The sequence below is a fragment of the Martinezella sp. CNPSo 3795 genome (assembly GCF_057784475.1).
Genome location: NZ_JBXSOQ010000004.1, coordinates 193,055 through 206,734, shown reverse-complemented (window position 1 = coordinate 206,734; position 13,680 = coordinate 193,055). Strand labels below are relative to the sequence as shown.

Genomic DNA, 13,680 nt, shown 5'->3' with positions numbered 1-13,680 from the left:
CAAGAGATGATTGGCCGCGCGCTACGCGGCCATTTTGCGTCCGATCTCGACAAAGGCCTGGCGAATGCTGTCTGCCACCGCCTTCATGGGCCCGGTCATCTGTGAAGCAGTCAGCAGACGAATGTCGAAGGACGTCAGTTCCGGCAGTCCTTCATTCGGCCCGAGGATTTCCATATCATCCGTGATGTAGGAGCGCGGGAATGGCGCGACGGCAAGATCGGAGACGATTGCGGCGCGCTGCGCCATCGTATGGGCACTGAGATAGGAAACGCGATAGGCGCGTTTCTGCCGCTCCAGCTGCGCCATGGCTTCCGAACGCCAGATGCAGCCTTCCTCCCAGATGGAAATCGGCAGCGGATCGCGGCGGTAGGCCGTGCCGCACTTGGCGCCGGCCCAGACGAGGCGCTCCGTAAAGATAACCTCCCCTTCGGTTGGGAAAGGCCGCGTGGCGCAATTGATCAGCGCGAGGTCCAGCCGCTGCTCCTCGATGCGCTTCTTCAGCTGGATGCTCATATCGACAACGACATCGACCATGATGCCAGGATAAGTCTCGGAAAAGCTCTTAAGGATGGTCGGCAGCAAGCGCTCGCCAATATCGTCAGGTGCGCCAAGCCGCACCACACCGCTGAGCTCGGGCATGATGAAGCGCGAAACCGCCTCGTTGGAGAGTGCCAGTATATTGCGCGCATAGGAAAGCAGCATCTCGCCGTGCTGCGTCAGACTGACCGAGCGCGCATCGCGCAGGAACAGCGTCACGCCGAGCTGCTCTTCCAGCTTCTTGATCTGCATCGAAACAGCTGACGGCGTGCGAAAGACAGCATCGGCCGCAGTCGAAAAATTCCCCGTTTCCGCAATCGCGACAAAGGTACGCAGAACTTCATTGTCAAGCAACGGTATGGGCCGGCGGAACGGTACGGTCATATCGATTACCTTTCAATTTTTCTGATCATAAACACCATATCATTTCATTTGTCTGAATGTCAACGAAGCACCATATTAGACCTAATGGAAATTCATCGCAGACAGCCTCGAAGGAGTAAAATCATGGCTGGCACGGCATTGGACGAGGCCTCTCGCCTTCTCTCTCTCATACGCCTCCGCAAAATTCAGCGGATGGCACAGCACACACTCGACGAGATTGCCGCCCGCTTTCCCGCTCATCTGATCGATGACGTCAATGCGCGCGGCCTCCCGCCGGATCGTACGTTGTCCGTGCTGGAGCGCAAACCCAGCAAGCTCCGTTCGTTCAAGAATACTAATGGCAGCTATAAGATCTATTCGTTTGATTGATGGGTCTGCCGAGCCCATATTAAACCCGTGACATTTTGAACGGTTGACACTGAAAGGACCCTGAAAATGACGACCATCAGCTATAGACAGACCGGCGCGCGGAACCCGTTTCCGTCAGGCGGAAGTTATATGCCCTTCTTTTCTCGCCTTGCTAATCGTTGGCAGCAGTGGCGCTCCCTTCGCGAGCTCGAATCTCTATCCGATGACATGCGCAAGGACTTAGGCTGGCCGGCCGCAAACGAAATCAAGAAGCCGAAAGCCACCCGATGATAATGAAAGAGCATAACAACTAAAGGCGACGCTTAACCCGAACGCGTCGCCTTTTGAACATTTGCGCATCCAGATGCGAACCGCACTTTAATCTTGAGAATTACCCGCAAATATATTTTGCCCCTTGAGCATATCGCTCGGCTCCGCTTCGCTTCCCTCCTACAGCTCCCCTATTTTTCATGGTAGACGCAAATATCCCTTTGCGGCCGCGATTATCCATGCCAATGTCGCTTATAGACCATCGGGCCGACGTATTTGACGCAAGGAATACGTAACGGCCCTGGAGCATGGATTTTCACGACATGAGCAAGACCCCGATCAAGACGCGTTCCCTGGTTTTCTTCCTTGTTCCGCATTTCACCATGCTGCCGTTTTCCGCTGCGATCGAGACGCTGCGGATTGCCAATCGCATGCTGGGCTATCCCGCTTACACATGGCGGCTTGCCTCGACGGACGGGCAGAAAGTCTATTCCTCCAGCGGCATCGGGCTGGAGGTCAATTCCTCCCTTACCGACGAGCGTCGCTATCTTGGCGGAGAGAACCGCCCGAACATGGTGCTGGTCTGTTCCGGCATCTATGTCGAGGAATTCCACAACAAGTCGGTCAATGCCTGGCTGCGCGAGACGTACAATCGCGGCGTCGCCGTCGGCAGCCTCTGTACGGGCGCCCATGTGCTTGCCCAGGCGGGCCTGTTGAACGGCAAGCGCTGCGCGATCCACTGGGAGAACCTGCCTGGCTTTTCGGAAACTTTCCCGCAGGCGGAAGTCTATGCCGATCTCTATGAGGTCGACAGCAATCTCTACACCTGCGCCGGCGGCACCGCCTCGCTCGACATGATGCTGAACCTCATCGGCCAGGATTTCGGCGAGAACCTCGTCAACCGCGTCTGCGAGCAGCAGCTGACTGATCGGGTGCGCAGCCCGCACGACCGGCAGCGCCTGCCGCTGCGTGCGCGTCTCGGCGTGCAGAACTCCAAGGTCCTGTCGATCATCGAGCTGATGGAAAGCAACCTCGCCGAGCCGCTGTCGTTGCTGGAAATCGCCGACGATGCCGGTCTGTCGCGCCGGCAGATCGAGCGCCTGTTCCGCCAGGAAATGGGCCGCTCACCGGCTCGTTACTATCTCGAGATCCGCCTGGATCGCGCCCGGCATTTGCTCGTGCAATCCTCCATGCCTGTTGTCGAAGTGGCAGTCGCATGCGGCTTCGTCTCCGCCTCGCACTTCTCCAAGTGTTATCGCGAACTCTATAATCGCTCGCCACAACAGGAGCGCGCGGAGCGCAAGCTGACCATGTCGACCAACCGGACCGGTATTGTCATCTGAGGGTGGTGGAACTCAAAGCAAGCGGATCAGGCAGGCGGCTTACTGGGCCGCCTCTTGGGCCATTTTGAAATCGGAATAGACCTGATTTCGGCCATTGTGCTTCGCCATGTAGAGAAACTGGTCGGCAGCATTGAGATAGTTGTCGAAGGACTCGTAGCCGGCAATCTCCGCTACGCCGATGGAAACAGTGACCGAAAGCTCTTCGTCGTCGGCATGAACCTTCAGGCCCGCCAAGCTGAGGCGGACCTCGTCGCATAGCGCGGTCGCCGCGCGCGAGTTCATTTCCGCAAACAGAATGGCAAACTCTTCCCCGCCAAGGCGGGAGAGCAGATTGTCGGTGCCTTCCAAGAGCCCGTGAAGCCTGCCGGCCACCGCCTTTAGCACCTGGTCTCCGATCTCGTGACCATAAGTATCGTTCAGATGCTTGAAGTGATCGATGTCGAGAATGGCAACCGAGCTTGGGCGCTGGCGCCGCAGGCATTCATTGACCAGCCGTGGGCCGTGGTCATAAAAATAGCGCCTGTTATAGAGCCCGGTCAGATAATCGCTCGCCGCTGCCGCTCGCAATTGCTTCAGCTGCGACAGTGTCTCGACATTCAACGCGATACGGCATTGCAGCTCCTCCTGAACGAAGGGGCGGTAGATGAAATCGCTGGCGCCCGCCTTCAGGAAGGTCGCAGACAGCAAACGATCGTTCGAAGACGAAATGCCGATAATCCGCATCCGATCCGAGCCATAGCGGTGGCGGATGCGGCGGGTCAGTTCATGGCCGTTCATGTCGGGCATATTGTAGTCGGTGACGACGATTTCGATGTCGTCGAATGTCTCAAGCATTGCCAGGGCTTCGACACCCGTGCCGGCTTCGGCGACCTTGAATTGCTGAGCGTGCAGCAAATCCGTCAGCATTTTCCGTGCCGAAGGCACATCGTCGACAACCATAACGCGGGCAGACCGATTGGCGATGGCGCGCCGGACGGAGGAGACGAGATTGTCGAGGGCGAACTCGCCATCCTTGAGCACATAGTCGACGACATTGCGCTCCATGATGCGATGGCGCGTCGCCATGTCGAAAGACGCCGTGAAGACGATGGTGGGAATGTCATGGGCAACGGCAACGTCCAGGGCTTCTCCATGGGCAGCGTCCGGAAGGTTCAGGTCGATCACCGCCATCGTGAAACTGCGATCCGCCTCTGCCAGCACCTCGTTCAGCACTTTCAATGAAGAGCAATGGATGACAGCAAGACCGAGCTCGGTTTCGAACCGATGCGATAGCACCGCGGAAAACATGCGCGAATCCTCAACCAGAAGTATTTTCTGGCTGCCATCGCGGTGACCGATGCCGCCGCCAATGTTTCCCGCATGCAGTACCATTTCCCGTCAATTCCTCCCACACCGTCAGGTGTATGAATAGTCAGTCAATTGCAGGTCTGCCAAACCGTGTTGCACGTATCCTGAACAGGATTCGTGAAAAATTTGGAACTGCTGATTGCGGAGATTTACATAAAAGTGATTTTTCCTCACTTTTCTTGGGATTATTTTAGCCGATTTATCCAGCCCGTATCTCCCTGGCGGGCGGCTGAGCCGACTGAATCTGCAACAGCGTGTCGAGATTCTGATTCACGCGACAGTAGAACTCCTCATCGATGAATGGCCGCAGAATGAAATCATTGCCCCCCGCCTTGAGAAAGCGGGCCGAAAGCAGCCGGTTGTTGGATGAGGAGACACCGATGATGCGCAGCTCATGGGAGCCGGTCGTCGCACGGATACGCCGTGTCAGCTCGAATCCGTCCATGTCGGGCATATTATAGTCCGTGACCATAAGGCCGATATCCGGGCTGGCCTTGAGGATTTGGAGCGCCTTGGCACCATTCTCAGCAACGCTGACGCGGAAATTATAGCGCTTCAGCCGGCTGGACAGCAAAGCGCGCGCCGTCGCGCTGTCATCGACGATGAGAACATGGTGACGATGGTTGGTCAGAAAACGGCAGATCGATTCCGCCAGCATGTCCACTGCGAAGACATTGTCCTTGAGAATGTAATCCACCACATCCTTGGCGATCAACTCGTCGCGCGTGCCTTCGAGAAAAGTACCCGTGAAGGCGATCGTCGGAATGCTGAGATCGAGAAGATAGGCCAGGGCTTCGCCCTTCTCGGCGCCTGGGAGATTCATATTGGAGATCGCCAGCTTGATCGGCTCCGACGACTTGTCATAGGCAAGCTGAAGCTCTTCGAAATTGCGACAGATTTCGACGTCGATATCCAGAAGCTCCTTCAGCTTGGCCCTGACCATTGATGTAAAAAGATTGGAATCCTCGACGAGAAGAATGCGCGAGCCGGCAAGAGACGCACCGGAGTATTGCATCCCCGAAACACCCAGAAATGGCATAATGAAAACCTGTTTTTGAAAATGATCCCCTCTGTATTTTTTTAGAACAAAGCCTTTGCGGATTTGTTAAGCCGACTGGTTTCCCGGAGGTGAAGAAAATTGCCCCATTCGCGGCTTTCCAGGCATGCTATCGCCAGAGTTCTCGCGGCAACGACATGCGCGAGATCCCTAACCAGACCGAGAGAAACAATCCTAAAGAGCGCGACACGCTCCCCTCGAGGAACGCAAACCGCGAACTTCCGAGCAGAACCGGCGGAAACGATGACCGCATCATTCCCACCGGCGACAACATGGCTCTGTTTCAGCGGGCTCTGCCGGTAATCGGATCACTCCGCCGCGGTCCTGCCACGGCGCCGGCCAGTGCTCTTCGCTTCCGATACCTTGCCTTCGGCCGACAAAGCGGAATCTTCTTTTACGTCATCCTCAGCTTCAGGCCCGTCTGCAAAATCCGTCAAGGCATCGGCTGCGATATCCGACTGCCTGCCTCGTCTGCCCTCGCGAACGATATGCAACTCCTGATGCGGATAGGGAATGGAAATCCCCTCCTCCTTGAAGCGCTTCAGGATTTCGATGCGCAGATTGTTGCGGATCTCCATGCCATCGGAGAGATCCGACAAATAAAAGCGCATCTCGAAATCGAGCGATGATGGACCAAAACGCAGGAACTCTACATGCGGCTCCGGATTCCTGAGCACCTTCGGAATCGAGCGTACCAGCTCCAGCAGGATATCCATCACCTTGCGCGGATCGGCATCATAGCTGACGGATACCGGGATTTCGGAGCGGGCGAGCCTGTTGCGATGCGTCCAGTTGCCGACGGACGCATTGATAAGTTCGGAATTCGGCACGATGATCGACTGCTTGCGAAAGGTCTCGATCTCTGTCGCACGCACCGAGATGCGCTTGACGATGCCTTCCGAAGTGCCCGAGACGATCCAGTCGCCGACCTTGAAAGGCCGCTCGACCAGCAGGATCAGGCCGGACACGAAGTTCGACACGATGTTTTGCAGGCCGAAACCGATACCGACCGAGAGGGCACTGGCGACGAGGGCCAGGCTGGATAAATCGATGCCGGCAGCGGAAATGGCAAAGATCGCCGCCAACGCTATGCCCAGATAGCCGATACCGGTTCTCACCGAGTTGCGGACACCCAGATCCACCTGCCCGCGCGCCATGACATTGCTGTCAAGCCAGCGCTGGAACCAGCGCGTGACCAGATAGCCGCCCGCAAACAGCAGGATGCCGACGAAAATGCCGAGCAGCGAGATCGACATGTTGCCGATCTTGATCTCGGTAAAGAGCCTGTAGGCAAAGGTTTCCAGATCCTGAATGTGAAAGCCCCAGGAGAGCAGGATCAGCGGAATGCCGGTCAGCAGCGCGACGGCGTAGGTCGCAAGCCCAGCTGCAAGACCGGCCTGATCGAGCGCCACTTCACGCAGCTTCAGGCGATTTTCCAGAAAGCGTCCGATGATCGTTTCGGCAAAGACGCCCTGCTTGGATACGGCCTTGCCGAGCTGGAAGCCGAGATACATGGTCGCGATGACGGCGCTCGTCACGATCATCTGCGTTGCCATGAAGCGGGCCAACCCGACATAGCCGATGAACGAGGTGAAGATCACCAATATGCCGAGAACGCGAAGAATGATGGCCATGCCATGCGGCCAATGGCGGCCTGGCGCATCCGGATCGCCGTTTTTGGCAAGCATCGGCGAGCCGAAGGAGGCTGCAATCAGAATGAGGCCGATCAGCAGTGCCGCCAGAAAGCTCTTGGCCACGGTAACGACGACCGGCGATCCCATGGACTCGCTGATGCGGTCGAAGACGTAATCCAGCCCGTTGACCACAGCCATGGCCTGCAGGCACCAGGTCAGCGAATGTGCCCCCTTGTTCGACAGCTTGACCAGCCGCCAATGGGGCCGGAAGGGCGCGAAGACAGCATTGCTCAAGCGACCGACAAAATAGACGAGTCCGATAAAAGCGAAAACCGCAGCCAGTATCGGCGCGATGTCAGGCCGCAGCACATTGAAATTCGAGAGGAAGAAGAAAGACGTAACGAGAAAGGCAGCCAGCGACAGCGTGCGGATCAAGGTCGACCAGAAGGCGACGGAGAGCCGGCTGATATAGGGCGGATTCTCGACGGCCTCGTCCTGCACGTAATAGCGGCGGAATAGCCGATAACCACCGAAAAGAAAGATCAGAGCAGCGCCAATCGACAGGCAGACAGCGGCCAGGAATGAAGCAAGCTTTGCCTTGAGCACGAAGCCGATCCAGCTCGTCACGGCGGTACTGAACTTGACGCCCTCGTCGACCAGAGCCGCCCCTGCATCGTCGAATGTCGCCGTGGAAATCTCCGTCCGCTTGAATAGCGTCTCGGCAAACAGCCTTCGGCGCATCTCCATGAACTGCATCGCAAGCCGATTGGTCTCTGCGGTCAGATTGTCGGCATCGAGAATCGCGGCGCTGATCTGGGAGCGTTCGGCATTGAGCCGATCGCGCTCCTGCGCGACGATCGGAGCCTCAGGCGGCTGGCCTTCCTTGGGCGCAGCACCGAGTTGGGTCAGGCGTGCATCGATTTCGGCGGTACGGGGTTTCAGGCGTGCGGAAATAGCAGCTGTGGTGCGGTTGAGTTCGTCGACCTGGCTGGACAGCGCCACGAGCGTCTCGTCATCCGATGTTGCCTGTTTCGCCGCGTCCTGAAGCGATGCATAAGTCTTCTTCGCTTTGCCAAGATCGGTAACAGCTGCGTCCAGCAGCCCATTGGCGAGCTGCCCGGGCTGTTGGTCCGTTTGCTGCGACGCTTGGGCCGGCTGCTGATCCTGCGCAAGGGCAGCCCCCGCCAGCGGGATGATGGCGGTAAACACACCCAATCCCAGCAACAAAAGGGACAATAGAAAAAGACGAGATTTCAGCGGGCGCAAGCAGAGCTCCTCGTTGCACATGAAGTCGCAGGCAGTGGATGACCGAAATCGCCGCAAAAATGGAGACCCGAGTCGTCCTATAGTAGGATTGCGAATTCCATAGTCTTTACGCGTACGCCTTGTAAGACAAAGAAAGGCGACACGAAGGCATTCCATGCCGTTATCCTATCCGGACTCTCCTTCAAAACCGGATATCGGCCGCTCTCATCTTGACGACGACCTGCCGCGCCGATCATCGCCCGCCCGGAAATAGGCCAGGAAAACACCTTGGCAATGGGTCGATCTATGCGCGCCTGCTCCGCAATATCAAGATGAAGGCGACGCCTCCGGTAAGCCCGGTGACCACGCCGATCGGCATGTCCTCCGGAGCCATCACCAGGCGCGCGATGACATCAGCCCAGATCAACGTCAGTGCGCCGAAAGCGGCGCTCAGCGGCACCACGCGCACATTGTCGCCGCCCACGATCAGCCGCACGAAATGCGGCACCATCAACCCGACGAAACCGATTGCGCCTGAAAAGGCGACCATCACGCCGGTCAGCAGCGCCGTGATGACGAAGAGTAGCAAGCGAAATCGTGCAACGGCAATGCCAAGCGTGACGGCCGTTTCATCGCCCATCGCAAGTGCATTGAGCTCCCTCGTCTTCGGAAGAAGTGAAACGAGGCAGAACAGCAGGATGCCGGCGGGATAGATAAGATGTTGCCATTGCGCCAGTCCTAACCCGCCCAGCATCCAGAAGACAACGGTGTTGGCGGCTCTCGGATCGCCCAGAAAGATCAGGAGGTTGCCAAGCGCCGTGAACACGAAGGCTACCGCCACGCCCGACAGGACGAGCCGATCGGCCGAATGCGAGCGCGTCAGCCGCGTCGTCAGCCCGACGGCCGCGGTTGCGAGCAAGGCGCCGGCAAAAGCGAACAACGGCACCGTCAACAGGCCGAGGATCAGCCCGGTATGCAATAGCGCCAGAATGGCGCCGAATGCCGCCCCGGAGGAGACGCCGAGGAGATGCGGGTCCGCCAATGGATTTCGCGTCAGCGCCTGCAGGACGGCGCCGGTGATGGCAAGCCCCGCCCCGACGAGCGCCGCCAGAACGACGCGCGGAAAACGGACGTCCCAGACGATGCTTTCCTGCCCGCTGGACCAGGTGGCCGGAAAGGCACCAACATGCAGTCTGTTGCCGACAATCGACCAGACGGTGGAGAACGGAATGGATGCCGAACCGAGCGAAACACCGGCGGTGATCGACAGAATGAAGCCTATGGCGAGCAAGGGGATGAGGATGGAGAGATTGAGGCGCATGCTTGAAACTTGAGGAAGGGATCCGCCCCATGATCGACTGGTGCGGATCGGCATTGCAGACGATTACATGGCGCTCGGGTGAAAGGCCCTGGCCAGCGTGGCGATGGCCTCGATGTTGCGCGGCCCCGGCGTCGCCTCCACATAGGGCAGCACGACGAAGCGGTCATTCTTCACGGCATCGATATTCCTGAAGGCCGGATTGCCCTTGAGAAAGGCGATCTTCTGGGCGGCAGTGACCTGGCCGTAATCGACGATGACGATCACTTCAGGGTTCTTCTCGATGACCGGCTCCCAGGACACTTCAGTCCAGCTCTTCTCGACGTCGTCCATCACATTGACGCCGCCGGCAGCCTCGATCAAGGCAGTCGGAATGCCGTAGCGCCCCGATGTGAACGGCTTTTCCTCACCGGAGTCATAGACGAAAACGCTGGTCGGCTTGGCGACATGACCGATCCTCGCCTGGACCTCGCCAAGCTGCTTGCGATAGCCGGCGACCAGCGCTTCCGCCCTGTCCTCGACGCGGAAGATCCTGCCGAGATTGAGGAGATCCACGAACATGTCGTCCATGGTCGGCTTGTTCTTCTGCATGACGAAGATGCAAGATTCGGTCAGCTCATAGACCTTGATGCCGAAGGGGGCGAGCGTTTCCGGAGTTACCTCGCCGCCGACCTTCATGCCGTAGTTCCAGCCGGCAAAGAAGAAATCCGCATTGGCGCCGAGCAGCACCTCTTTGCTCGGATATTTCGGCGACAGCTCCGGCAGTTCCCTCACGCCGTCACGCAGCTTCTCATCCAGCGTCTTCCAGCCGGAAATGCCGGTATAGCCGACCATGCGGTCCTGTAGCTTCAGCGCCAACATCATCTCGGTCAGGTTGACGTCGTTGGAAACGGCCCGCTCCGGCGCTTTGTCGAAGGTCACATCGCGATTGCAGCTGCGCACGGTGACAGGCTCGGCGAGCGTCGTGCCCGCAAACAGGCTTCCGATAAGCAAGGCCGCGGCAGACAGGGACATGCGAGAAAACATGAATAACTCCAATGATCGTATTATCGAAGGGAAAAGGAAAAGCGCTGCGGGCCGCCGTCGGTGTGATGCAGCCGCGTACCAACCCTGAAAGCGTTCGAGACATGCTCCACAGTCAGGACTTCGGCAGGTTCGCCGTGGCCCATAAGCCGCCCGCAATCCATGACGGCGATCTGCGTCGCAAAATCAGCAGCGAGATTGATATCGTGCAGCGTCGTGATGATCGTCGGGCCGAGTCTCTTGAGTAGCTCAAGAATCTCGAGCTGATGGCGGATGTCGAGGTGATTGGTCGGCTCGTCGAGGATGATGAGTTCCGGCTCCTGTGCCAAGGCGCGGGCGATCAGCGTCCGTTGCTTCTCACCACCCGACAGCGACGCGAATTGCCGCTGTGCCAAAGACTCCAGTTCCAGACGGGCAAGCGCCTTGGTCGTGACCTCATGGTCGCGATCGCTCCAGCGTGCCATGCCCTTGCGGTGCGGGATGCGGCCCATCAACACCACGTCCCGCACGCTGAAGGGAAAATCACCTGGCGTCTCCTGCGGCACGACGGCGATGCGCTGCGCCGCCTCCCGCGGACCTATGGACCAAAGATCGATGCCGTCGAGACGCACCGAACCTCGCTGCGGCTTGAGGCCGCGATAGAGGCAGCGCAGCAAGGTCGACTTGCCGGCTCCATTCGGACCGATGATCGCAAGCCGGGCGCCGGCCTCGACTGATAGCGTGATGCCACTGATGATCGGCATTCCCTTCTGGGGACCCCAGCTGATGCCGTCTGCTTCCAGTCGTGCGCTTCGTTCGGACATGACCCGGCTCCTATTGCAATACGACCAGCTGGCGTTCGGCTGATACGATGGCGGCGGGAATGCGCGCGAGGGTCTTGCCTGCCAGCGCTCTCGGGCGTTCGCTTTCGCGGGTCAGCCCATCGGGGCGATCCCGATAAAGCTTCGCGAAGGAGACGAGCGCACCGATATCGCTCGCATCCTCGATGTCACCGAAGAGGTACGTCGACTTTGGCGTGGCCTGGAAAGCGACCGTGCACGGCCGTTCGCAGCCCGCCATACAGACGCTGCCCTCCAGGCTGAAATCATCTGCGAGTGCGGCGTCAGCCTGGGAGATCGCCATCTGCAGATGTTTCAGGAGTTCGAGGCCCGGCCGGCACGGTTTGCCGACATGACGGCAGTTGGTGCACACGGTGATCCGGTGCGTCGCCTCTTTTGTATTATCCATGAGATGCCTCCCGGAGATTTCGCCGGAGGCACAGTCAAGATGGGGCCAGCGGACGCAGCGGCGCCCTCGCCCAACCACTGATTTTCCATCGGAACACCCCGTCCGTTGCGGTTGATATCGTCGATGGCAGGTCTCCTGGCTCGCGGGTCACAACTCGTTCGCGCCTTCCCGGCTTGACGCCAGTGGCATATTGCGAACGCGCTCTCCGCTTACAGTTGCGGGGGCAGCCACGGTCTTGGCCCCTGATGGGTAATCCGCACCGTGTTCCCTTTTCAGCCGCCATCCGGATCGATCCGAAAGCAGCACCATCGGCGGTATTCATGTCATAGAAAGCGGATGCGGGCAACGGGGATGTCATATGCGCTTTCATTTGTCCTGGAGCTTCGGCCTGAGTAGGCAATCGTTACGTTATTACATAACAAATGACAAGCCATTATCTCCGCTCGAGGCCGCAACTGCGATATGCATATGCGGCAGCACTCAATCGCGATCCAGAATGAAAGAAACCGCAGGGCTGTCAGACCGCCTTGCACTGAGGATGAAAACGCTCCGCGACGCTCTCTGCCGCCGCATAGGCCTGCGTCACGATCTCAGGCACCAGATCGATGTCGGGGAGACTTCCAAGTCCCAGGGGACCAATCGCAAAAAGCCCGTCTGTCGTACGCCCGTTGACCTCAAGCGAGCCTGTCGCGTCCACGGCGAGACCGAGGCCAAGCTCGTCCGGCACCGCGAGACCGGCATCGATGAGGCTACGCAGCAAGGGTGCATTCAAATCCGGCGCCTGGCACCGACAATCGATTACGTCGTCGGCATAGAGCTGCTCGGTCTCCTGCCGGCCAGCCGGCTTCAAAACCAGCCCGGTCGGCGTGCGGCGGATAAAATGACCGCGCCGCAGCAGCGTATTGCCCTCGGCAAGCTCCTGATTGAGGCGTACATGCAGCGCCTCGGGAAGCCGATTGCGATGGCTGTCATAAAGCGCCCGCAAATGGCGGTTGAACTGCTGCTTCTGCCCGGCTGGCAGAGATCGCCAAAGCGAGCGCGCATGCTTGCGCAAGCCGTTCATGACGGATTGCCAGCTCTGGCCGTTCGCCTCCGCCTCGACGCAAGCCTTGCGGACGAAGCGGACGATCTCGCTGAGCTTGCCGGGCATCTCGTCGGCAGGGAAAACCGGATCGGCATTGTTGCGTGTGTGGCTCTGCGGCAGAAAGCCTCGCCGCGAAACAATGGTGATCTGCCCCGTATAGCCGTTCTCACGCATCTGCAGCAGCCGATCGACGACGCGCAGGCCGCTTCCGAGCAGGATCGTATGCGGTCGCGACACGAGACGGCGCGCCCGCACCGTCGTCGGCACGGTCACGAGATCGCTGGCCTGGAATTCGTGATCGCTAATGCCATAGCCTGTCGCCAGCACCACCATGTCGAAAGGCGCATTGGCGGCGCCATCGCTTTCCACTACGAAACGGCCGCCCCGAACACGCCGAAGCCCGAAGACCGTCTCGCTGCTGACCTGCACCGCCACATCCCGCCGTGACGAGAAGGCTTCCGAAAAGCGCTGATAGACGTAGTCGCTGAAAATGCTCTTCGGTACGAAGATCTGCAAAAAACCGGGTATGGCGGCGGGGACGGCGCTGCGGAAAGGCGCATTACCGCAAAGCCATTGATTGAAGTCGTCGGGATCTCCCGCGGAAACGGAAAGATCGCGAACACGGCTGTTGAGAATTTCACTGCTATGTCCGGAGGCGAGCGCCTGTCCGCCGCTGACGGTGGAATTAGGATCGAAAAGCTGCAGATGGAAGGGAAAGCGAACCGTCTTCATCAGGGCGATCGCCATCATCATGCCGGAAAAACCGCGCCCGATCACGGCAATGCGAGGCATCGCATAAGGCCGCGCTGTCGCGTTCGTCCTGGCGGAAAAGAATCCCTGAACCGTCATATCAACTCCTGGGG

The 13,680-nt window shown here is 58.8% G+C and carries 12 protein-coding genes and 1 riboswitch; of the genes, 3 read left to right on the top strand and 9 right to left on the bottom strand.

Features of this window, described 5'->3' with window-relative positions:
• Positions 1–21: 21 nt before the first annotated feature.
• Positions 22–921, bottom strand: a complete 900-nt coding sequence (locus AC13QY_RS14370; RefSeq protein ID WP_113333007.1) for a LysR family transcriptional regulator — start codon at positions 919–921, stop codon at positions 22–24.
• 123 nt (positions 922–1,044) lie between these two features.
• Here AC13QY_RS14370 and AC13QY_RS14365 point away from each other — a divergent pair, with 123 nt between their 5' ends.
• From AC13QY_RS14365 to AC13QY_RS14355, 3 genes are all read left to right on the top strand, one after another.
• Positions 1,045–1,290: a hypothetical protein gene (locus AC13QY_RS14365; protein WP_145632730.1), complete on the top strand. Its 246-nt coding sequence runs from the start codon at positions 1,045–1,047 to the stop codon at positions 1,288–1,290.
• A 66-nt stretch (positions 1,291–1,356) separates the two neighbouring features.
• Positions 1,357–1,560, top strand: coding sequence for a YjiS-like domain-containing protein (locus AC13QY_RS14360; protein ID WP_113333005.1), 204 nt, complete (start codon positions 1,357–1,359; stop codon positions 1,558–1,560).
• Between the two features lie 302 nt (positions 1,561–1,862).
• A complete protein-coding gene (locus AC13QY_RS14355; protein WP_442966447.1) occupies positions 1,863–2,882 on the top strand; it encodes a GlxA family transcriptional regulator in 1,020 nt (339 codons plus the stop codon).
• 39 nt (positions 2,883–2,921) lie between these two features.
• On the opposite strand, the gene AC13QY_RS14350 is transcribed toward AC13QY_RS14355, so the two are convergent.
• The 8 genes from AC13QY_RS14350 to AC13QY_RS14315 all read right to left on the bottom strand — a co-directional run bounded on the left by AC13QY_RS14350 (position 2,922) and on the right by AC13QY_RS14315 (position 13,666).
• Positions 2,922–4,253: a diguanylate cyclase gene (locus tag AC13QY_RS14350; protein ID WP_145632724.1), complete on the bottom strand. Its 1,332-nt coding sequence runs from the start codon at positions 4,251–4,253 to the stop codon at positions 2,922–2,924.
• Between the two features lie 175 nt (positions 4,254–4,428).
• Positions 4,429–5,268: a response regulator gene (locus AC13QY_RS14345; RefSeq protein WP_113354536.1), complete on the bottom strand. Its 840-nt coding sequence runs from the start codon at positions 5,266–5,268 to the stop codon at positions 4,429–4,431.
• A 326-nt stretch (positions 5,269–5,594) separates the two neighbouring features.
• A complete protein-coding gene (locus AC13QY_RS14340; protein WP_145632722.1) occupies positions 5,595–8,186 on the bottom strand; it encodes a mechanosensitive ion channel family protein in 2,592 nt (863 codons plus the stop codon).
• A 283-nt stretch (positions 8,187–8,469) separates the two neighbouring features.
• Positions 8,470–9,486, bottom strand: coding sequence for a FecCD family ABC transporter permease (locus AC13QY_RS14335; protein ID WP_145632719.1), 1,017 nt, complete (start codon positions 9,484–9,486; stop codon positions 8,470–8,472).
• Between the two features lie 63 nt (positions 9,487–9,549).
• Positions 9,550–10,509, bottom strand: a complete 960-nt coding sequence (locus tag AC13QY_RS14330; protein ID WP_145632716.1) for an ABC transporter substrate-binding protein — start codon at positions 10,507–10,509, stop codon at positions 9,550–9,552.
• 20 nt (positions 10,510–10,529) lie between these two features.
• Positions 10,530–11,309, bottom strand: a complete 780-nt coding sequence (locus AC13QY_RS14325) for an ABC transporter ATP-binding protein (RefSeq protein ID WP_113333000.1) — start codon at positions 11,307–11,309, stop codon at positions 10,530–10,532.
• 10 nt (positions 11,310–11,319) lie between these two features.
• Positions 11,320–11,733 carry a DUF1636 family protein gene (locus AC13QY_RS14320; RefSeq protein ID WP_145632711.1) on the bottom strand — a complete coding sequence of 138 codons (414 nt, stop codon included), beginning with the start codon at positions 11,731–11,733 and terminating at the stop codon, positions 11,320–11,322.
• A 108-nt stretch (positions 11,734–11,841) separates the two neighbouring features.
• Positions 11,842–12,058, bottom strand: a riboswitch (cobalamin riboswitch).
• Positions 12,059–12,250: 192 nt separating this feature from the next.
• Positions 12,251–13,666 carry an FAD/NAD(P)-binding protein gene (locus AC13QY_RS14315; RefSeq protein WP_113332998.1) on the bottom strand — a complete coding sequence of 472 codons (1,416 nt, stop codon included), beginning with the start codon at positions 13,664–13,666 and terminating at the stop codon, positions 12,251–12,253.
• Between the last annotated feature and the right edge of the window lie 14 nt (positions 13,667–13,680).

What these genes read in the sequence shown, in the direction of transcription:
- AC13QY_RS14360 (WP_113333005.1), top strand. Translation starts at nt 1,357, where the DNA reads ATGACGACCATCAGCTATAGACAGACCGGCGCGCGGAACCCGTTTCCG.
- AC13QY_RS14320 (WP_145632711.1), bottom strand. Translation starts at nt 11,733, where the DNA reads ATGGATAATACAAAAGAGGCGACGCACCGGATCACCGTGTGCACCAAC.
- AC13QY_RS14325 (WP_113333000.1), bottom strand. Translation starts at nt 11,309, where the DNA reads ATGTCCGAACGAAGCGCACGACTGGAAGCAGACGGCATCAGCTGGGGT.
- AC13QY_RS14370 (WP_113333007.1), bottom strand. Translation starts at nt 921, where the DNA reads ATGACCGTACCGTTCCGCCGGCCCATACCGTTGCTTGACAATGAAGTT.
- AC13QY_RS14365 (WP_145632730.1), top strand. Translation starts at nt 1,045, where the DNA reads ATGGCTGGCACGGCATTGGACGAGGCCTCTCGCCTTCTCTCTCTCATA.
- AC13QY_RS14355 (WP_442966447.1), top strand. Translation starts at nt 1,863, where the DNA reads ATGAGCAAGACCCCGATCAAGACGCGTTCCCTGGTTTTCTTCCTTGTT.
- AC13QY_RS14345 (WP_113354536.1), bottom strand. Translation starts at nt 5,268, where the DNA reads ATGCCATTTCTGGGTGTTTCGGGGATGCAATACTCCGGTGCGTCTCTT.
- AC13QY_RS14315 (WP_113332998.1), bottom strand. Translation starts at nt 13,666, where the DNA reads ATGACGGTTCAGGGATTCTTTTCCGCCAGGACGAACGCGACAGCGCGG.
- AC13QY_RS14335 (WP_145632719.1), bottom strand. Translation starts at nt 9,486, where the DNA reads ATGCGCCTCAATCTCTCCATCCTCATCCCCTTGCTCGCCATAGGCTTC.
- AC13QY_RS14350 (WP_145632724.1), bottom strand. Translation starts at nt 4,253, where the DNA reads ATGGTACTGCATGCGGGAAACATTGGCGGCGGCATCGGTCACCGCGAT.
- AC13QY_RS14330 (WP_145632716.1), bottom strand. Translation starts at nt 10,509, where the DNA reads ATGTTTTCTCGCATGTCCCTGTCTGCCGCGGCCTTGCTTATCGGAAGC.